Annotated in this window: 12 protein-coding genes; 11 read left to right on the forward strand and 1 reads right to left on the reverse strand. The window is 43.8% G+C overall.

Translation table 11 applies throughout. The features are described from left to right. Window positions 1-41 precede the first annotated feature (41 nt). From rhaT to LKO28_RS05620, 4 genes are all read left to right on the forward strand, one after another. Window positions 42-1,115 (forward strand): L-rhamnose/proton symporter RhaT, encoded by a 1,074-nt coding sequence (rhaT, locus tag LKO28_RS05605; RefSeq protein WP_227693725.1) that lies wholly within the window; start codon window positions 42-44, stop codon window positions 1,113-1,115. A 37-nt stretch (window positions 1,116-1,152) separates the two neighbouring features. After that, a complete protein-coding gene (locus LKO28_RS05610; RefSeq protein WP_227693726.1) occupies window positions 1,153-3,261 on the forward strand; it encodes a bifunctional aldolase/short-chain dehydrogenase in 2,109 nt (702 codons plus the stop codon). Between the two features lie 24 nt (window positions 3,262-3,285). After that, a complete protein-coding gene (locus LKO28_RS05615) occupies window positions 3,286-4,560 on the forward strand; it encodes a TIM barrel protein (protein WP_227693727.1) in 1,275 nt (424 codons plus the stop codon). A gap of 75 nt (window positions 4,561-4,635) precedes the next feature. Then, window positions 4,636-5,982, forward strand: coding sequence for an FGGY-family carbohydrate kinase (locus LKO28_RS05620; protein ID WP_227693728.1), 1,347 nt, complete (start codon window positions 4,636-4,638; stop codon window positions 5,980-5,982). A 65-nt stretch (window positions 5,983-6,047) separates the two neighbouring features. On the opposite strand, the gene LKO28_RS05625 is transcribed toward LKO28_RS05620, so the two are convergent. Then, a complete protein-coding gene (locus LKO28_RS05625) occupies window positions 6,048-9,812 on the reverse strand; it encodes a hybrid sensor histidine kinase/response regulator transcription factor (RefSeq protein ID WP_227693729.1) in 3,765 nt (1,254 codons plus the stop codon). A 224-nt stretch (window positions 9,813-10,036) separates the two neighbouring features. On the opposite strand from LKO28_RS05625, the gene LKO28_RS05630 reads away from it, so the two are divergent. The 7 genes from LKO28_RS05630 (at window position 10,037) to LKO28_RS05660 (ending at window position 21,428) form a co-directional block, all read left to right on the forward strand. Further along, window positions 10,037-11,101, forward strand: a complete 1,065-nt coding sequence (locus tag LKO28_RS05630) for a GntR family transcriptional regulator (RefSeq protein ID WP_227693730.1) — start codon at window positions 10,037-10,039, stop codon at window positions 11,099-11,101. Window positions 11,102-11,204: 103 nt separating this feature from the next. After that, window positions 11,205-14,072 carry a glycoside hydrolase family 2 protein gene (locus LKO28_RS05635; RefSeq protein ID WP_227693731.1) on the forward strand — a complete coding sequence of 956 codons (2,868 nt, stop codon included), beginning with the start codon at window positions 11,205-11,207 and terminating at the stop codon, window positions 14,070-14,072. 1,184 nt (window positions 14,073-15,256) lie between these two features. Further along, window positions 15,257-16,594, forward strand: a complete 1,338-nt coding sequence (locus LKO28_RS05640; protein WP_227693732.1) for a glycoside hydrolase family 28 protein — start codon at window positions 15,257-15,259, stop codon at window positions 16,592-16,594. Window positions 16,595-16,602: 8 nt separating this feature from the next. After that, entirely contained in the window at window positions 16,603-18,489 is a 1,887-nt protein-coding gene (locus tag LKO28_RS05645; protein ID WP_317206615.1) for a rhamnogalacturonan lyase, read from the forward strand. A 17-nt stretch (window positions 18,490-18,506) separates the two neighbouring features. Further along, window positions 18,507-19,265, forward strand: a complete 759-nt coding sequence (locus LKO28_RS05650; RefSeq protein ID WP_227693733.1) for a rhamnogalacturonan acetylesterase — start codon at window positions 18,507-18,509, stop codon at window positions 19,263-19,265. A 10-nt stretch (window positions 19,266-19,275) separates the two neighbouring features. Next, window positions 19,276-20,061 (forward strand): rhamnogalacturonan acetylesterase, encoded by a 786-nt coding sequence (locus tag LKO28_RS05655; RefSeq protein WP_227693734.1) that lies wholly within the window; start codon window positions 19,276-19,278, stop codon window positions 20,059-20,061. A 206-nt stretch (window positions 20,062-20,267) separates the two neighbouring features. After that, window positions 20,268-21,428, forward strand: coding sequence for a glycoside hydrolase family 88 protein (locus LKO28_RS05660; RefSeq protein ID WP_227693735.1), 1,161 nt, complete (start codon window positions 20,268-20,270; stop codon window positions 21,426-21,428). Window positions 21,429-21,449: the final 21 nt, after the last annotated feature.

Here is a 21,449-nt window from a genome sequence, read left to right on the forward strand (position 1 = left end):
AAATTTTATATAAATAATCGATATTATTTAAAACATAATTTATGAATGCATTAGCAGGAGTTCTTTTCCACTTTATCGGTGGTTTTGCATCAGGAAGTTTTTACGTTCCTTACAAAAAAGTAAAAGATTGGTCTTGGGAGGCCATGTGGATTTTAGGAGGCCTTTTCTCTTGGATTATCGTGCCGCCAATCGCTGCGTGGTTAACAATTCCCAATTTTTGGGATATCCTTACGGAGGCAGGTGCTTCTACCCTAGGATACACCTTTTTGTTTGGTTTGTTGTGGGGAATCGGCGGGCTTACCTACGGTCTAGGTGTAAGGTATCTCGGCGTGTCGCTAGGAAGTAGCGTTATGTTGGGCTTAAGTATGGTGTTTGGGTCATTAATGCCCGCCATCTATTATTTCTTCAATCAAGCGCCCGGCAAGCAAGGAATAGATTATTTCTTCACCACCAATGCTGGTATTTGCGTGATGATTGGACTAGCTGTATGCGTTATTGGGATTTACCTTTGCGGACGGGCCGGTTTCTTAAAAGAGAAAAGCCTGTCGTCGCTTTCTACAGAAGCTAAATCAGACTACAATTTTGGCGTCGGCATTGTCGTTGCCATTGTATCAGGTGTGTTAAGTGCCTGTTTTAACTTTGGCATTGAAGCCGGGAAACCTATGGCGGAGGTGGCCAATGACCTTTGGAAAGCAGCAAATCCCAATCAAGGGGAATTTTTGTATCAGAATAATGTAACCTATATCGTGATTTTATGGGGTGGATTTGCGACCAACTTTATTTGGTGTCTTTATCTCCTGTTAAAAAACAGAACATTTTCTGACTACCGTAAAGCGAGTGCTCCTTTAAGCAAGAACCTGCTATTGTGTGCGGTTGCGGGGACAACTTGGTACTTGCAGTTCTTTTTCTACGGGATGGGCGAAAGCCGTTTAGGCAACGGAGCCAGCTCTTGGATTCTCCACATGGCATTTATTATTTTAATAGCCAATGTTTGGGGGGTGATCCTCAAAGAATGGAAAGGCGTCAATAAATCGACTTATGCGGCAATTATTTCGGGAATCGTGATTATCATGTTATCCATTGGCATCGTCGGATTTGCAAAAACTTTAGAATAAAATTAGCATAAAAAAATAACATCAAAATTTTACAGCCGTGAAAGAATACAAACATGTAAACTATCTATGGGACGAGCAGAAAGCAGCAGCACTAGCAGGAGACGAAGTTGCATTATTGCTTTATCGCTCTAACCTTTTAGGGTCAGATTTAAGAATTACAAACTACGGCGGTGGTAATACATCGTGTAAGACAATGGACAAAGATCCGTTGACGGGTGAAGAAGTGGAGGTCATGTGGATTAAGGGCTCTGGTGGCGATATCGGTACATTGAAGAAATCTGGATTGGCTGCATTATACGTAGAACGTTTACGGAATCTAGAAAACGTATACCGTGGAATTGAGCATGAAGACGAAATGGTCGAGTTGTTTAACCATTGTATCTTTGATTTGAATTCCAAAGCGCCTTCTATTGATACGCCATTGCATGGATTTCTTCCATTCAAACATATCGACCATTTGCATCCTGATGCAGCGATAGCAATTGCTGCTGCGAAAGATGGAAAAAAGATCACACAAGAACTTTTTAACGGGACTATCGGGTGGGTAGAATGGCAAAAGCCAGGTTTCGACTTGGGATTGCAATTAAGAGCCTGTTTAGAAGAAAATCCAGGTATTCGTGGGATCATGTTGGGTTCTCATGGTTTGTTTACCTGGGGAGACACCGCATACGAAAGCTACGTGAATTCCTTGGATGTTATCGAAGCTTGTGCGGAATATTTGGCACAGAATTTCGGAAAAACGAGACCGGTTTTTGGCGGTCAAAAGATAGAAAGTTTACCTGCTGACGCAAGGAAAGAGCAAGCCGCTCAAATCGCACCGATTTTAAGAGGTTTCTGTTCGAGTGAACGTCATATGATCGGACATTTTACCGATGATGAGAAAGTTTTGGAATACATCAACTCGAACGATTTGGAGCGCTTAGCACCCCTCGGTACAAGCTGTCCAGATCACTTCTTACGCACCAAAATCCAGCCGCTTATTCTAAACTTAGATAAAGACGCTGACTTGAGCGATGTAGAAGCTGTAAAGAAACAGTTAGAACCACTTTTTGAAGACTACAGAGCGATGTATACGGAGTATTACGAGACGTGTAAGCATCCAAATAGTCCGGCGATACGCGATAGAAATCCAGTAATCATCCTGTTCCCAGGTGTGGGTATGTTTGCTTTTGCGAAAGATAAGCAAACTGCGCGGGTTGCTGCTGAATTTTATATCAACGCGATCAATGTCATGAAAGGATCGGAAGCTGTCAGCGAATATACTTCCCTTCCAAGACAAGAGGCATTTAATATCGAGTATTGGTTGTTAGAAGAAGCGAAGCTTCAGCGTATGCCAAAACCTAAATCCCTATCTGGTAAAATCGCATTAGTAACCGGAAGTGCTGGTGGAATTGGTAAAGCAATTGCAAAGAAATTTGTGCAAGAAGGCGCAGTAGTTGTTTTGAATGACTTAAATGCAGAACGTCTTGCGGGTGCAGAGCAGGAGTTTATCGAACAATTTGGTAAAGATTCAGTTTCTACAGCACTATTAGACGTAACCAATCAGGAACAAATCGAAGAGGCGTTCAAAAAAGCCGCATTAGCTTTTGGTGGTGTGGATATCATTGTAAATAATGCCGGCTTATCGATTTCTAAATCCATAGAAGATCATACCCAAAAAGACTGGGATTTATTATATGACGTATTGGTGAAAGGCCAGTTCTTGGTTACACAGGGCGCTACCAACGTATTGAAAGCACAAAATATCGGTGGTGACGTGGTGAACATTGTCAGTAAAAACGCGTTAGTAAGTGGTCCGAATAATGCGGGTTACGGTAGTGCAAAGGCAGCACAACTTCATCTTAGCCGCTTGAACGCAGCGGAATTGGGAGCAGCGAGGATTCGTGTAAACGTCGTGAATCCAGATGCGGTTATCTCCGATAGTAATATTTGGGCTGGCGGATGGGCCGAAGGCCGTGCAAAAGCTTACGGTATCACCGTAGAAGAGTTACCAGCATATTATGCTAAACGTACCTTGTTAAATGAAATTATTTTACCAGATGATATCGCAAACGCGTGTTTTGCTTTTGTCGGAGGCGGTCTAAATAAGTCAACGGGTAACGTACTTAACGTGGATGGCGGTGTCGCCATGGCATTCGTTCGGTAATTTTAGTAGTAAAAAAATAAAAACATGAAGTTAGACAATCAAGTAATAGAACAACATAACCAGCAGTTAACGGAGAAGCACCAGCGTGCTTTCTCCTATACCGCTGAGAATATCCCAAACGTAGAAGCGATATTGGGAAAATTGCAGGCGTTCAACATTGCTATCCCAAGTTGGGCACTAGGTACCGGCGGCACGCGTTTTGGTCGTTTTTCGGGCAAGGGTGAGCCAGGCACATTAGAGCAAAAGATTGAAGATGTTGGCTTGCTACATGCGTTGAACCGCTCGAGCGGCGCTATTTCTCTCCACATTCCTTGGGACATTCCGAAAGATGCCGAGAAAATTAAAGAACTCGCGGCTTCCTACGGCTTGGCTTTTGATGCGGTTAACTCCAATACATTTCAAGATCAGCCAGGCCAAGAGCATAGTTACAAATTCGGTTCGCTACAACACGTAGATCCAAAAGTGCGCAAACAAGCGGTTGATCATAATATCGAAGTGATTAAGCAAGGTGTCGCATTGGGATCTAAATCGTTGACCGTTTGGTTAGCCGACGGTTCTTCATTCCCGGGGCAGCTTAACTTCCGCGAGGCATTTCAAAACACCTTGGAAAGTTTGAAAGAAATCTATAATCATTTACCGGAAGACTGGAAAATGTTTGTGGAGTATAAAGCGTTTGAACCGAATTTTTATTCGACAACGATTGCTGATTGGGGACAATCCCTATTATTGGCAAGTAAGTTGGGCGATAAAGCGTACACATTGGTCGATTTAGGCCATCACTTACCGAATGCGAATATCGAACAGATCGTTTCGTTGTTACTTATGGAAGGAAAGCTAGGTGGCTTCCACTTCAATGATAGCAAATATGCAGACGATGATTTAACAGCTGGCGCTATTAAGCCCTATCAGTTATTCCTTATTTTTAGCGAGCTGGTAGACGGTATGGATGCACGTGGAATTGACCACGCTAGCGGACTAGGTTGGATGATCGATGCATCGCATAACCTGAAAGATCCGTTGGTAGATTTATTACAGTCGGTTGAAGCCATCAAGATTGCTTATGCGCAAGCACTCCTTGTAGACCGTAAAGCGTTGAAAGAAGCACAGCAACAAAACGACGTGGTACGTGCACAGGAAATTCTACAAGACGCTTTCCGCACGGATGTACGTCCGTTAGTGGCCGAAGCACGTAAACGTGCGGGTGGTGCTTTAAATCCAGTTGGCCTGTTTAACGAGTCGAATCTTCGGGATAAACTGGTTGCAGAGCGGGGTAACAATACCATAGCTACAGGATTGTAGTCGCCTATCACATTTCGATTTACAACTGATCCGCCGAAAGGCGGATCAACTTTAGTTAATTTTAAAAAATTTAAAATGCGTACACCTGTTGTCGCTATTTTCGATGTAGGGAAGACGAACAAAAAGCTGTTTTTGTTTGATGAGCGTTACAACATTGTTTTTGAGCGCTCCGCGAGATTTTTAGAGACGGTAGACGAAGATGGAGACCCATGTGAAAATCTGGAAAGTTTACGGCTCTCCGTATTTGACTCCCTTCATGAAGTTTTTCGTTTGGGCGAGTTTGATATCAAAGCAATCAATTTTACTTCTTACGGTGCCAGTTTTGTCTATCTAGACGAGAGCGGGCGGCCATTGACGCCGTTGTACAATTATCTCAAAACCTACCCTAAAGCGTTAGAGGATCAACTGTACCATAATTATGGCGGGGTAGAGGAGTTTTCTTTAAAAACAGCATCGCCTGCATTAGGTAGTTTAAATTCAGGCCTGCAGGTTTACCGTCTACAACAGGAAAAACCTGAGGTATACGAAAAGATGAAATATGCCGTACATCTGCCACAATACCTCAGTTTTCTGGTATCTGGGCAGATATATTCGGATATGACCAGTATCGGTTGCCACACGGCACTGTGGGATTTTGAGAAGAACGATTACCATCAATGGGTAAAAGATACGGGGATCGCACAAAAGTTAGCTCCCGTCGTGAAGGGAGAAGAAGTGTTCTCCGCTGCTTTTCCAGGGAGTACCTATAAAGTAGGCGTCGGATTACATGACAGCTCGTCGGCGCTCATTCCGTATCTGCTCAACTTCCACGAACCTTTTATTTTGATTTCTACCGGTACCTGGTGTATTTCATTGAATCCGTTCAACGATGATGAGTTAACGAAAGAACAACTGGAGAAAGACTGTCTGTTTTATATGACATATGCCGGCACACCCGTAAAGGCATCCCGATTGTTCGCAGGGTACGAGCACGACGTGCAAACAAAACGTATCGCGGAACATTTCCATGTTCCTACAGGTCGATTTAAACAGATTGAAATCGACTGGGATTTAATAGATAAGCTGACTGCAGGCAGAGAAATCCCCACAGAACTAGCCGCATTTGGGCAGGTGGATCTGCAGGAATTCACGGACTATGTGGAGGCTTACCACGCGTTTATGATCTATCTTGTCGCAGCGCAGGTAGCATCTACCCGATTGATTTTAGCAGAAAAACGAATTCAGCGGATTTTTGTGGATGGTGGTTTTAGCAAGAACAATATCTTTATGAACCTGCTTGCAAAAACATTTGGCAATATTGAGATCTATGCCGCATCCATGGCACAAGCTACGGCGATCGGTGCAGCATTAGTTATACACGATCAGTGGAATAGACAATCCGTTCCGAGTGATATTATCGAACTACGCTACTACAGGGCGTAGCCAATAGCTTTTATTATACAGTGTTTATTTTTAGGGCGTGTAGACGTAAAGTCTGCACGCTTTTTTTAGGTATGACCTTCCGAGACATCTGATGAACAGACCTGTTTGTTTTTAGCATAAGCACTCGGAGAACAGCCAAATTTTGTTTTAAATGTCTTCCTAAAATATTCCGGATCGTTGAAGCCAACCATATACGCTACTTCGTTGATCTGGAATTTATTGTCTTGGAGTAATTGTTGTGCGCGTTTTAGACGGATCTCCTTCACGAGATCATTCATCGTATACCCCGTGAGGGCTTTCATTTTTCGATAAAGCTGTGCCCTGCTCAGCCCAATCGCCTTACACACATCTTCGATCTTTAAATCAGAGTCTTGAATATGGCGCTCAATATAAGCTAATACCTTTTGTAATAGGGCTTCATCGGGTGATTGCGATGTTATTTTAGACGGTTCAATCGCAATAACCTGCTGTTTGAATTTCTCCTGTATATGGAATCGGGTTAGGAGCTGGTTTCGTACCTTTAAAGCCAAGACAGGAAGATGGAAAGGTTTGACCATGTAATCATCGGCCCCAGTTTCTAACCCTTCTACCTCATATTCTACCCAAGTTCGCGCGGTAAGGAGAATCACCGGAATATGCCGCAGTAAAACATCAGACTTTACCTGACGGGTAAATGATATTCCGTCGATTTTAGGCATCATTACGTCACTGATAATCAAGTCCGGTACATGCTTGCTTGCAAGAAGCAATCCTTGCTCACCGTTCGGTGCTTCTAATATATCATAGTCAGGCCGAAAGAATTGAGCCAAATATCCGCGCATTTGATCGTTGTCTTCCACGAGGAGTAACGTGCATCTACGTGAAAGCGCGGGCAGCCTTTCTGCGGCATCGTTTGATGGAGCCGCCGTGGAGGCAGATACCAGAGACTCGGGCGACTCATCCGCTAGGTCGGTTCCGCGGGTATCTAATGCGGTATCCTGCTCGATGGGCAATAGGACACGAAACAGTGTTAACTTGTTCCGTTTAGTGTGCGGACGGCTTTCCGCTGTCAGCTTTCCGCCATGCATCTCTATTAGCGCTTTACTATAACTCAGCCCAAGTCCGGTCCCACCCGGAACAGTCGATTGGCCTTGTAAAAAGGGTTTAAAAATACGTTCGAGGTCCTCGGGAGATATACCTCTTCCGTTGTCTATCACATCAATTTCCAATTTTTTATCCCGTTGTTGTACCCGCACTTTAACCATGCCGCCGTCCGTAAACTTGATGGCATTGGAAAGTAAGTTGTAGAGCACTTTTTCCATCTTATCCGCATCTAGTGTCGCGTATATTTCTGGTTTTGATGCGGCGACTTTCAACCGGACTTTCTTTTGGCGTGCTTGTTGTGAAAACGAGTCAACCACTTTTTGAACCAGTGAAATAAGCTCTGTTTTCTCGAGATGGAGTTCTTCATTTCCCGTTTCGAAACGGCGTATATCCAATAATTGGTTTACCGTTTTTAGGAGATGCTGACCGTTCATTTCCATGGTTTGGAGCTGCTCCTGTATCCGAAAATCCTGTTTTCCCCATCCCTTTAGCTGCTCAATCGGAGAGAGAATTAACGTAAGGGGAGTTTTAATTTCGTGAGAAATATTAGTGAAAAATTGCACCTTATTTTCGTGTAATTCCCGCTCCTTCTCGCGCAGAATCGCTTCGTAATTAAGCTTCGATTTCAGTTTAGTGTAGCGGATCAAATAATAATAAAATGCACATAACATAAGTAAGAAAACCGCCGTATAAATTGTGTAAGCGCCCGAACTCGCCCACCACGCTGGGGCTACGGACACCGATAGTTCTGCCGGGTCTGTCGTCCATACGCCATCACTGTTCGATGCTTTTACTTTAAAGGTATATTCCCCGGGCTCTAGGTTAGAATAACTCGCCACACGTTTGTGAGCATCCACGTAAATCCAATCTTGATCGAACCCCTCCAGCATATAAGCATATTGATTGCCAGCAGGGTTCACGAAGTGTAGCGCCGCGAATTCAATACTAATGCTTTTATCTTCATGGGTAAGATCAATGGAAGAACTCAAATATAGCGGACGTTGCAGTACCTTCCTTCCGTTGATCTCTTGGTTTACCTCGACCGGCTGATTCAGGATGCGCAGTTCGGTAAGAACAACTTTAGGCGGCACGTTATTGGTGCGTATGCTGTCCGGACAAAAATAATTTATCCCCTTATTCCCTCCGAAATAGAGACGATTTTTTTCAACACTTTTATAGACGGCTCCATCGGCAAACTCGTTACTTTGCAGACCATCTTGTTTGGAGAAGGTACGGATGTCCAGATTTTTTTTGTCTATGCGGGAGATGCCTTGTTTATGGCTGATCCACATAAAACCATTATTATCCTCCGTAATGCCGGCTATGGTTCCTTTCGGCCAAAGATTGCCGAGCAAAGAGAGCTGTTTGACTTGTTTAGACTGCGGGTAATAGCAATCAACGCCGTTGCCTGTACCTATCCATATCCGGTTTTCGCGGTCTTCAAATATGCTATAAATACGGTCATCACTTAAAGCAGTAGCGCCCGAGCTGTCATGATTTAAAGTGCGGAGGAGGGTGAGTTGGCCAGCGGCGTTTTCCTTAAAAATGAAGATGCCGCCGCCTTCCGTCCCGGCCCAAATTTGTCCCTTGCTATCGATAAAGATGGTCCACACATGTTGTTCGGTCAGCACGGCGCTCAGGTCGAAGGTTTCGATTTTATGGTTGTGTCGGTTAAACTTGGAGATGCCATTCCAAGTAGCCAACCATATGTCACCATCCGCATCTTCTACCATACCATATACGCCCGTATTTAAAGCGGAGGAATCGTCGTCCATACGTTCGATTTTCTCTTGACGAGGATTATACCGATCCAGACCATTCTGACTTCCAATCCAGATATAGCCCTCGGAGTCGCAAAAAACTTTCTTGATATAGTTGCTTTGGATGGAGTTTTCCGACGAAGGCTTATGTTGAAAATGTTGATATTGCCCGTTTTTCCGAATGAGTGTTACCCCCTTACTGCGGGTGCCGACCCAGAGATTACCATCATTGTCCTCTGAAATGGAGCGGACGATGTTCTCAATGAGGGAATTTTCACGATCGGGATAATGGTGGAGATAATGAAATGGACTGGCGTCTAGATAGCTGCGGTTGATACCATTGCTATATGTGCCGAGCCAGATCACTTGTTGATCGTCCAAGAAAATATCACTAACATAGGCGTCGTTGATAGACCACGGATTCCCAGCATCGATCGTATATGTCTTCTGTTTTCCAGTCGGGAGGTGTGTTTCCACTAAAGTTGTCGAAAGATTATCCAGATGCCAGCGGGTCTGTTGATAGCTGAAGTTTACTTGCAGGCGATGGTTACGTCTGTTTATTTTATCTTTTAGTTCTGGTGGACAATCTAATATCGGTAGGCGATCAAAGTCGTCCGTCTCATAATTGTATCGACACAGCCATTCCTCATCGAAGGTAGAAATCCATAAATTACCCTTATAATCCGACAGCACGTTATGTATGCGGTTATTGATCAGGCTCCTTGGATTGTTTGCTTCGTAACGATAAACACGTATATTATAGCCATCATACCGGCAAAGTCCAGACCAAGTGCCAAACCACATAAATCCATGTTTATCTTTTGCAATACCATGTATGGTACTTTGAGGTAAACCATCTTCCGAGGTAATGTGGTCAAACTTAAGTTGTAGAAATTGGCTGTAACTATACAAACCTATACTCATCCATAAGATAAGAACACTTATGCGGGTCATTGCGGTACGTAAGGTTAGCCTAGCCTTTAACATAAAATCTAAAGTACAAAAAAAGGTTTATAAAGCCATTCTGTCCGATCCGGAAGTTTCTGCTGACCGCTGTTTTTTATGCTGTGCGGTGATTTGAGACGTTTTTACAGGGAATTTGAGACGATTTTACTGCCTAGGGTATGCTGTCGAGGATAGCTTTGTAAAACGCTACATATTATAAGAGATAAATTAATTGGATTTGTTGACCAACCTTAAATTATAGTAACATGGAAACGTTGTATATTTCATCACGAGCACGGGGTACGATTAACGCAGCATTAATCAAGATCATCAAGATTAATGATTTTTCGGCCACGCCGAAATATGTGCAAGTAGCCGATGCCATTGTGGAAGCAATTAAGCAGAAAGTTGTTGAAGTTGGAGACGCCCTTCCATCCATTAATGATTTGAGTTATCAATTGCAGATTGCGCGTGATACCGTGGAAAAAGCCTATCGCAAACTGCGTAAAGAAGAAATCATAAAATCATCACCCGGGAAAGGTTACTTTGTAGCCCGGGAACAAACCTTTCACTTGCGAATAGCGGTATTTCTAAACAAATTAAGCTCCCATAAAAAAATTGTTTACGACGCGCTGGCAAGTAAATTGGGTAGCGATGCCGCTATCGATCTTTTTGTGTATAATAGCGATATTACCCAATTACGTACGCTGTTGCAAAATCTATCTCAACCCTATAACCATTATGTAGTTTTTCCCTATTTTAAAGAAGGAAGAGAGAAAGCGGCAGAAGTATTGTCCACTATTCCGGCAGATAAGTTGTTGTTGTTAGGACGCGATGTAGAGGGAGTTACAGGCAATTTCCCGATAGTTTGCGAAAATCACGAGAAAGATATTTATGACGCTTTAGAGTCCATCCGGGAGCAGCTTTCCAAATATAGTATGCTCAAGCTGATATTTCCAGATAATAGCGACTATCCGAAAGCCATCATCAAAGGTTTTTACCGATTCTGCCAAGATTATGCATTCGATCATCTTTTGATCGGAAATCTACAGGAAGAGCACATAGAAAGCGATAGTTGCTATATCAATTTGGCTGAAGACGATCTTTTTCAGCTCTTGGATAAGGTGAATAACCGGGGGCTTGAAATCGGGAAGGACATCGGCATTATTTCGTATAATGAAACGCCGCTCAAAAAATTTATTTTAAATGGTATTACAACCATTTCAACCGATTTTCGGTTGATGGGAGAATACGCCGCCACCAGTATTTTAGACGGCCTTAAAAGTCGTTTAGAAGTGCCGTTCTATACCGTGTTACGCGCCTCGGTTTAGACCTATACACAACTGTGCAAGCAGCTGACAGGATGCCGCAGGATGCAAAATGTAATTTTGTTTAGTAGTTTCGTCTTACTTTTAAAGACAATGAATTTAACCTATGTTTTCACTTAAAAAAAACACCTTTATCGCTTGTATCATACTGTTATGCGTTACCTTCCACGGTTATGCGCAATCGGTAAAAGAAATACAATATCTATCCGGAATCGATAATGAACAGACGGTAGATTGGGATTTTTGGGTAACCGGAGGTAGAAAAGCCGGTGCCTGGTCAAAGATTGCTGTTCCCAGCCATTGGGAACAACAAGGCTTTGGGAATTATAATTACGGACGTGATTACGTTACCTATGGCAAGAACTTTCGGTTTCACGACGAAAAAGGAATTTACCGCCATACCTTTGCCGTGCCAGCAAGTTGGAAGGATAAAAAAGTCTCCATCGTTTTCGAAGGATCGATGACAGATACCGAGGTTAAGATAAACGGGAAATTGGCAGGAGACATCCATCAAGGGTCATTCTATCGGTTTAAGTACGATATCACCGATAAGGTTAATTTCGGCAGCGAAAATAAACTGGAAGTGACGGTATCCAAGATGTCAGAAGACAACACCGTGAATAATGCGGAGCGTCTTGCGGATTACTGGATCTTTGGGGGTATATACCGTCCGGTTTATTTAGAAGCGACTCCTCAACAACACATAACCTGGACAGCGATCGATGCCAAGGCAGACGGTTCCTTCCGAAGCAATGTTTATGTAGAAAATATCCAAAAAAATACGACGTTACGGGTAGACCTGAAAGATGTCGAGGGGCGTGTCGTAGGAACAAAAACCGTTGATCTGCAACCCGCAGACTCGGTGAAACTCGTAGAACTAGCTGTCAAACAACCAAACTTATGGACCGCCGAAACACCCCATCTTTACCGTGCGACATTTACCTTACTGAACAAAGACGGTGCGCAATACCAAACCAACGAACGTTTTGGATTTCGTACGGTCGAGGTACGTCAGGGAGACGGCATATATGTCAACGGCGTGAAAGTGAAAATGAAAGGTGTGAACCGCCATGTTTGGTGGCCGGAGACTGGCCGGTCTGTTAACCGCCGACTGGATCTTAGTGATGTGAAGCTTATCAAAGAAATGAACATGAATGCCGTGCGCTGTTCACATTATCCGCCGGATAAATCGTTTCTCGAGTATTGCGACTCTTTGGGGCTTTATGTGCTCGATGAACTCGCCGGATGGCAAAAGGCGTACGGTACACCCGTCGGTAAGAAGCTTGTCAAAGAGATGGTGATGCGGGACGCTAACCATCCCTCCATTATACTCTGGACCAACGGTAACGAAGGTGGTCATAACAAAGAGTTAGTGGAAGAATATGCCAAGTATGATTTATCTGCTCGCACAGTAATCCACGCACACCATCGCCCAGGAAATGCTATTAATGGTATAGACGGTAATCATTACGAGGATTATTACTCCACCCAAAAAATATTGGAAGGTCCAAATATTTACATGACGACCGAATTTCTGCATGCACAGGATGATGGCGGTGCAGCGGCCGGGCTAGCAGACATCTGGGAGCTGCATTGGGAAGCGAAACTAGGCGGCGGTGGTTTCATTTGGAATTTTGCGGACGAAGGGATCGTACGGACAGATTTCAACGGTACAATCGATGTTAATCGGGTAAATGCACCTGATGGTATTTTAGGGCCTTACCGCCAAAAAGAGGGAAGTTTCTTTGCCATCAAAGAAATTTTTTCACCCGTCCATATCAAGATGAAGAAGCTGCCACCCGATTTCGAGGGCAGTATTGCTGTAGAAAACCGCTATCACCATACCGACCTTTCTGCTTGTACTTTTGCCTATAAATTGGTGCGGTACCAACCACCCTATGCAGATGCGAAGGGCATATCAGAACAAAAAGACTATAGCATAGTGACGCCAGCGATCAAGCCGACAGAAAAAGGCTCCTTAAAGCTCGATTTGCCGAGCGATTGGAAAGCTTATGACGCACTTTTGTTAACAGCTACAGATCCGCACGGTGAAGAAATCTATACATGGTCGTGGCGCGTACGTGATCATGCAGCGATTACACAAGATATCTTACCGATTAAAACGGCAACCGCCGTCGAATTTTCGGAAGATAGCGCACATTACGTGTTGAAGGCCAACGGCATTTCTGCATTCATTGCAAAAGAAACAGGTTTGTTGGCCGATTTAGCAAACGATTATAGCATGAAGCTTGCTTTTGGAAACGGTCCGATATTGATCGACGGGAACTATACGTTGAAAGATGTAACCACCCGTTCCGACGGCGACAACAAAGTGGTGGAATTTGTCTTCGACGGCCAACTGGATTATATTCGTTGGACGATGCGGCCGGACGGATGGCTCCAACTCGATTATCGTTATGCGATGGAGGGCGCGCGGCCATACGCTGGTGTCAGCTTTAATTTTCCGGAAAACTACATCATTTCCGCCAAATGGTTGGGGAACGGACCGTATCGTGTATGGAAAAATCGTCTACAGGGCGTTACGCTGAACACTTGGGAGAATATGTATAACGATTCACATGCAGGCATTGGGCCATGGGAGTTTCCAGAGTTCAAAGGATACTTTTCAGATGTAAGCTGGGTACAATTTAATACGACACAAGGTAAGTTTCTCGTCGCTACGGATCAGGAAGACATGTATCTGCGTTTATTTGAGTTTTATGGGGTTTCGGGTCCGCAACATTATCCTAAGTTACCCGAAGGCGATATCTCGTTCCTCGATGCTATCCCAGCAATCGGCACCAAACTAGCGATGGGGATCAATACCAGACCCCAAGTTAACGGTCCAGCCGGTGAAATGACGATATTAGATAAACCGGTTTCGCGAACACTCTATTTTTATTTCGGTACACCGCGCGGTGAAAAAGAAAACACACAGTTTGTGATGCCCAAAGAGAATATTCTCACCGATTAAAAAGAGCATGCAAACTTTTAAAGGACTCTTTTAGTTTTGTTAAGTTGGGTTGGTCAACGTTTAGCGTTGACCAACTTTTTTAAATAGACTTTTGACGTTCAAAGTCTAATAAAGAAATTAATATTGCAACAGTAGCGTTGTTTTGCCAAGGAATAATTCGATTAATGCCTCCATGATTGTTTATTGCAGTAAACAATTTTGATTGTACGGTAAACATGGATAACGAAGTTGGTCACTTCTGAAATATAAGCGAACGTGGACTATCTGAATGTAACCTTTTGTGATTTTCGGCGGTCTGATGCCGATGGGGCAATTTTGTGACAAAAATAGGGGTTCCCCGAAAAAAAATTGTCACAAAATTGCCCCATGAGATGGTCTTTTTTTTTGCCTTTTCGTTCTCTAAAACAATGTTTAAACGGTTTTAAAGCTGCTTTTTTTGGAAAATTAGCGAGTTGTAATGCGAAAGCACAAACGCATTACAATGGAAAAAAATACTCCTACAATAGAAAGAAGTACGGCTCTTTTTTGGGGAAGATGCGATACAATTTCTTTTTATACTGTTTTGGTGGAAATTTTTAGTGTTTGTTTTTCTTTTTGTAGGGATATTGTCTTGTAAAGGATAGTTTCTATGTGGCATCTTATCGCTAGGTAGGTTATTAATAGGGGTATTTTCCTATATAGTAAAGGTACTACGCCAAATCATCAGCGTAGTAAACAAAAAAGTATAGATACTATTCCGTAGAGTAAGGATACGTCGCAAAAAAATAAGATTCCTTTTTTGGCTAATACTGATCTCATAGAGCATGATACCACTATAATTGGGCATGATACTGCTATAGTAGGGCGTGATACCGCTCGTTTTTCTGTATGTAAAGCTAGTAAACTGAAAAAGATCGTTTCGGTATGGCAAAACTCCAGAGCCATCGTGATCACTTTTCTGTATGTCTGTGCCACGGAAAGTAACCATAACAAAGTTTTTACACAATACGAAGAAAGAAATAGAAAGGCTTTTCCTCCAAAAATAGTCCATTAAACATACATTTTCTGGGGGAGTACAGGACACTACAGGTTGCCTGTCCTATCAATTGTTAATAGTTTAGAGCTATAAAACAAGTGCATAAATTAAGCTAGCAAGCTGCAGAAGCGCAGAAGACCTGTTTAAGCCAAACAATAAATAAAAATAGATGAATCGTAAAATCTTTATAATTGCCCTTTTAATGATCGCTGTTGGTGCAGCGAACACTGTTAGATCGCAAGATCGTTTCCCGGATGGCACACCTGTATCCGATTGGTTTAAGAAAGTGGAGCCGACCCGGATCGAAACGCTAGGCAAAGCCTATCGGATCACCGATTTTGGTGTAGTAGCAGACAGTACCATACTCCAAACCGAAAAAATTCAGGCCGTTATCGATCAAGCACACCAAGGCGGTGGCGGTGTCATCATTATACCGAAAGGTACGTTCCTCAGCGGTTCCCTGTTCTTTAAACCGAAAACACATTTGCATCTGGAAGAAGGCGGAGTACTCAAAGGCAGCGACGACATCAGCCATTTTGAGCTGTTAGAAACCCGCATGGAGGGGCAAACGCTCAAATATTTTGCCGCTTTAGTAAATGCCGATAAGGTGGATGGCTTTACGGTATCGGGTAAAGGAACTTTAGATGGAAATGGACTGCGCTATTGGAAAGCATTTTGGTTACGTCGCGGGTTTAATCCAGACTGTACCAATATGGACGAAATGCGTCCCCGCATCCTGTATGTTTCCAACAGTAAGGATGTTCAGGTATCGGGCATACATTTAAAGAATTCACCATTTTGGACATCCCACTACTATCGTTGTGAGAACTTAAAATTGGTCGATCTGCGTATCACGGCCCCGGAAAAGCCCGTCAAGGCACCGAGTTCTGATGCGGTAGATTTAGATAACTGCCATAACGTATTAATCAAAAATTGCTACATGTCAGTCAACGATGACGCGATCGCCTTGAAAGGCGGAAAGGGTCCGACGGCAGATAAAGATCCGAATAATGGCCCTAATTACAATATTATCATTGAAGACTGTACGTTCGGTTTTTGTCATAGTACGCTTACCTGCGGTAGTGAGTCGATCCATAGCTATAATGTAATTTATCGGAACAACACCCTAGATGGTGCTAAACGGATGCTGCAACTTAAAATGCGTCCCGATACCCCGCAGGAATATGAAAATATTCTGATCGAAAACGTGAAAGGCACCGCCGATATTATGTTATTTATCCGTCCGTGGACACAGTTTTTCGATCTAAAAGGAGAAGAAGGAATTAAGCTTTCGTATGCGCGGAATATCACCCTGCGCAATATTGAACTCGAGTGTAACGTGCTATTTGATGTAAGCAACTCGAATCAATATGAGTTGTCCGACTTCACGTTCGAGAATATGAAAATCAAAGCGAAAAGACCCCACATCAACCAAGATTTTATCACGAACTTCACCTTGAAGAACGTCATGGTGAACGGCAAAGAAGTATTGCAAAAACAGCGATAAAAAACGAGATGAAGAACGCAAATATACGTACAGGTTACGCCACCAAGGTGCTCAAAGGAGTATTTATAGCAGCATGTGTGCTGCTTATATCGGTACCGCTTTCGGCACAGCGCCGCATGGAGTACTTGGATCGCGGGATGGTAGGTATCAAGACCTCGCATAACAGCGTCTTCATCAGTTGGCGTCTACGTGCCACAGATCACGAGAGCGAAGCTTTTCACCTTTATCGGCAATACGGAGGTGCGGAAAAAATACGGCTTACAGACGAACCGTTGCGCAAAGGAACAAACTTTGAAGATACACAGGTCGATCTAACCCAAGATGTAAACTATACCTTAGTGAGTCTGCAAAACGAGCAGGAAAACGTGGAAGCCCAGCTTAATTTAGCCCAGCATAGCCCGGTAAGACCGTATTTAGAGATTCCATTACGGACGCCACCCGGTTATACACCTGGGGATGCTTCCGTAGGCGATCTGGATGGGGATGGTGCTTATGAAATTATTATACACCAAACCGGTAAGGGACACGATAATGCGCATAACGGTATCACGAGCGAGCCAATTTTTCAGGCATATAAATTAGATGGTACTTTTCTCTGGGAAATTAATCTTGGAAAAAATATTCGGGAAGGCGCCCACTATACTCAATTCATGGTCTACGACCTGGATGGTGACGGATGTGCAGAACTGGTATGCAAAACGGCCGATGGGACGATAGATGGACTCGGCAAGGTCATCGGAAATGCCAGCGCTGATTGGCGAGATACAGTTTCTAATTCGTCTACCTATGGCCGTATTCTCGAAGGTCCTGAGTACTTGACCGTATTTGATGGTCGTACCGGCGCGGCCATCAGTACGGTGGATTATCTCCCCGTAAGAGGTGATTTACGTAGCTGGGGGGATACGCGGGCGAACCGCTCCGAGCGCTATTTGGCGGGAATTGCTTACCTAGACGGGGTTAACCCCAGTGTCGTCATGACCCGCGGATACTATGAACGGACATCGTTGGCCGCCTGGGATTTTAAAGATGGTCAACTCGTGAGCCGCTGGGTTTTCGACACCCAAACAGGAAGACATCCCTATGCCGGACAAGGCTATCATAGCTTGTCCGTAGCCGATGTAGACCAAGATGGAAAAGATGAAATTATTTTTGGTGCCATGTGCGTCGATGACGATGGTACCGGATTATACACCACTGGATTAGGACATGGTGATGCGTTGCATGTAACCGACTTAGATCCAGACCGGCCGGGCTTGGAAGTGTTCGGTATCCATGAACTGAAAGGCGGGCGTAAAGGAGTAGGAGCAGCGCTTCGTGATGCTCGGACAGGTGAAGTACTCTTTAAAGGAGCGATCGATCAGGATGTGGGAAGAGGGGTAGCCGCTAATATCGACCCCCACCACCGCGGGGCTTACATGTGGTGGTTAGGATCGCAGGGTGTGTATGATATGCAGGGGAACCGCGTAAGCGAAGCCCCCCGTTCGGCCAACTTCCTTATCTGGTGGGATGGGGATCTGAGCCGGGAATTATTAAATAGTAACTATATAGAGAAATATAAAGAAGGCGTTATTTTTAGAGCAGAAGGTGCTTCATCGATAAACGGGACAAAGCGTACGCCGAACCTAAGTGCTGACATCTTGGGCGACTGGCGAGAAGAACTGATACTACGCTCGGAAGATAACCAGTCTCTACGAATTTATACGACGACGATTCCGACAGATCACCGCCTATATACGTTGATGCACGACCCGGTATACCGCCTCAGCGTAGCTTGGCAAAATGTAGCATATAACCAACCGCCGCATACCGGATTTTACCTAGGAACAGGAATGACACTGCCTGTTAAGGCTCCGGATGTACGTATCGTCAAGCCTGAACAACACTTAAAAAAATAAAATAAACCGGTAAACAAATGGTAAAACAGTTAGCATTCATTGCTTTAGTATTGGGATTATTTGCATTTAGTACACCAGACAAACCTACAATTTATTTGATTGGGGACTCGACGGTAAGAAACAGCAACCAAGAATATTGGGGCTGGGGTTCGCTGTTGGGTGAGTTTTTGGACAGTAGCCGGATCGCGGTGGCCAACCATGCCATGGCCGGACGGAGTACACGCACATTTCGAAAAGAAGGGCGTTGGGATAAAGTAAAAGAAAACTTAAAGCCCGGAGATTATCTTTTAATTCAATTTGGACATAATGAAGGAAGCAAACCTGATACCACCCGTCAAGGTTATCGAGGGGTTTTAAGAGGAATTGGCAAAGATTCCGTGGTGCTGGATTGGGGAAACGGAGAGAAAGAAATTGTGCGTACCTATGGAGAAAATCTACGTCGCTTCGTCAAAGAAGCCAAAGAACTGGGCGCTCATCCGGTCCTGTTATCAATGATTCCGCGGAATCAATGGGATGAACAGGGGAAGACCAAACGCGCTCATAACGATTTTGGATTATGGGCTAAGCAGATCGCAACAGAAGAACAGGTTCCTTTTGTAGATCTGAATGAAATCACCGCCCAAAAATACGACGGAATTGGACCTGAACAAGTGAAAGCAAAATATTTTCCGGGGGACCATACGCATACGAATTACGCGGGGGCCATGGAAAACGCAGCCTCTGTCATAGAAGGCTTGAAAAATATACAGCATCCATTAGTAAAATATATCAGATAATATGAAATATATGAGCAAAGTAAGTGCGGGTTTAATCCTCGTAACTTTATTGATCGGTTTATGTTCTTTTGTAAGTAAAAAGGAAAAACCCACCTTGTTTCTCATTGGCGACTCTACGGTGAAAACTGGGAGAGGTGACGGGTCCAACGGGCAGTGGGGATGGGGAAGCTTTATAGGAGACTATTTCAATCCACAGCATATCGATGTACAAAATAAAGCATTGGGTGGCACCAGTAGCCGGACATTCTATAATAACCCCAAGTTATGGCAACAGGTATTAGATAGTATTCGCCCGGGCGACTATGTGATGATGCAATTCGGACACAATGATGGAAGCCCTATTGTGGACACGCTCCGTGCGCGAGGTACGATTAAAGGAAATGGTGATGCCTATCAAGAAGTGAAAAACCCCTTATTAGGACAGAACGAAATGGTCTATAGCTATGGCTATTACTTACGGCTTTTTGTGAAAAATATTCAGGATAAAGGGGCAACTGCCGTTATCTGCTCACCCATTCCACGCAATCGTTGGGAGGGAGATAAGGTCATCCAGTCGGATTATGCGATATGGGCGAAAGAAGCGGCCGAACAGGCGGGGGCTTTTTTCATTCCGTTGCAGGACTTAGTTATAGATGACTACGAGAAAAGAGGAAAAGAAGAGGTAGGCAAACTCTTTTTTGGACCGAAAGATCATACCCATACCATCAAAGCGGGGGCGGAAGTGAATGCTTCTCTTATCGCAGACTACCTCGCCAAAAATCCAGCGATCGGGTTGAAGAAGTATTTGAAAAAGTAAGCAGGTACCCAAACACGCTGTCGGTTATAGAAAAACCTTGCGAACTCAGCTGTAATAAAGGTTTTACAAAACCTTTTGTATATCGATTACGTGTGCTAAAGCCCGGTTTGTACCCGTTTCTCAGGATGCCACAGGTTGCCCGCTAAGAAATTATGCGGTATTATAGTTGCAAGAAATGAGGATCTACTAATTTTTTCAATAATAATATGAATAGAGGAAAAAAAACAATTTATAGTCTACTGGTGCTAATGACTGTTTTACTGAGCGCCTGTGCATCTAAAAAGCAATTGGTATCGAAACCTGATGCGAAACAGGAAGTCTTAGAGGTTTTGCGGCGAACCAATGATTATTTTATGGACAAATGGCCAGATACAAAAAAGCCCATCTACACGACGCGCTGGCGGCCCAGTAATATTTGGACAAGAGGTGTGTATTATGAAGGGTTGATGGCCCTCTATAAAATAGATCCGGATAAACGCTATTATGATTACGCTGTCGACTGGGGTAACAACCATAACTGGGGATTACGTAACGGTACGGAAACGCGAAATGGAGATGACCAAAACTGTGGTCAAACCTATTTGGATCTTTACGAAATAGACCCACAGCCTGAACGGATTGCCGATATTAAAGAGAATATTGATTTTGTGATCGCTTCCGGAAAAGTAGATGATTGGACTTGGATAGATGCTATTCAGATGGCAATGCCGATTTACGCAAAATTAGGCGTCATGTATGAGGATGAAAATTACTTTGACTACATGTACAAACTGTATGTACACTCACGTGATGTTGAAGGAGGTGGACTTTACAACCGAGAAGATAAACTCTGGTGGCGAGACAAAGATTTTGTTCCACCTTACAAGGAACCTAATGGCGAAGACTGTTATTGGTCTCGCGGAAACGGTTGGGTAGTCGCTGCTTTGGTACGTGTGCTGGATCTTATTCCCGAAAACCAAAAACACCGCGCAGAATATATCCAGGATTTTAAAGATTTGATGGAAGGTGTTTTGGCTACCCAGCGAGAAGACGGTTTTTGGAATGTAAGTATGCACGATCCGACCAATTTCGGCGGACGCGAAACGAGTGGAACGGCACTTTTTGTATATGGGATGGCTTGGGGAATAAACGAAGGTTTATTGGATGAACAAACTTACGGCCCAGCTATGGAGAAAGCTTGGGATGCTATGGTAAAAGAGGCCGTACACCCCTCGGGTTTCTTGGGCTATTTGCAAGGAACAGGAAAAGAACCGAAAGATGGTCAGCCGGTGAGTTACGCGAGTGTGCCCGATTTTGAAGATTACGGCTTAGGTTGCTTTTTACTAGCTGGTGCTGAGGTCTATCGTTTGTTGGATAAAAATCAATAGAAATCACAAAAATAGCCTATA

It is taken from the genome of Sphingobacterium sp. FBM7-1 (assembly GCF_020687765.1).
Classification (GTDB): domain Bacteria; phylum Bacteroidota; class Bacteroidia; order Sphingobacteriales; family Sphingobacteriaceae; genus Sphingobacterium.

Excerpts from the sequence above, each read along its gene's own strand:
- rhaT (WP_227693725.1), top strand. The coding sequence starts at position 42 with ATGAATGCATTAGCAGGAGTTCTTTTCCACTTTATCGGTGGTTTTGCA.
- LKO28_RS05615 (WP_227693727.1), top strand. The coding sequence starts at position 3,286 with ATGAAGTTAGACAATCAAGTAATAGAACAACATAACCAGCAGTTAACG.
- LKO28_RS05620 (WP_227693728.1), top strand. The coding sequence starts at position 4,636 with ATGCGTACACCTGTTGTCGCTATTTTCGATGTAGGGAAGACGAACAAA.
- LKO28_RS05625 (WP_227693729.1), bottom strand. The coding sequence starts at position 9,812 with ATGTTAAAGGCTAGGCTAACCTTACGTACCGCAATGACCCGCATAAGT.
- LKO28_RS05630 (WP_227693730.1), top strand. The coding sequence starts at position 10,037 with ATGGAAACGTTGTATATTTCATCACGAGCACGGGGTACGATTAACGCA.
- LKO28_RS05635 (WP_227693731.1), top strand. The coding sequence starts at position 11,205 with ATGTTTTCACTTAAAAAAAACACCTTTATCGCTTGTATCATACTGTTA.
- LKO28_RS05640 (WP_227693732.1), top strand. The coding sequence starts at position 15,257 with ATGAATCGTAAAATCTTTATAATTGCCCTTTTAATGATCGCTGTTGGT.
- LKO28_RS05645 (WP_317206615.1), top strand. The coding sequence starts at position 16,603 with ATGAAGAACGCAAATATACGTACAGGTTACGCCACCAAGGTGCTCAAA.
- LKO28_RS05650 (WP_227693733.1), top strand. The coding sequence starts at position 18,507 with ATGGTAAAACAGTTAGCATTCATTGCTTTAGTATTGGGATTATTTGCA.
- LKO28_RS05655 (WP_227693734.1), top strand. The coding sequence starts at position 19,276 with ATGAGCAAAGTAAGTGCGGGTTTAATCCTCGTAACTTTATTGATCGGT.
- LKO28_RS05660 (WP_227693735.1), top strand. The coding sequence starts at position 20,268 with ATGAATAGAGGAAAAAAAACAATTTATAGTCTACTGGTGCTAATGACT.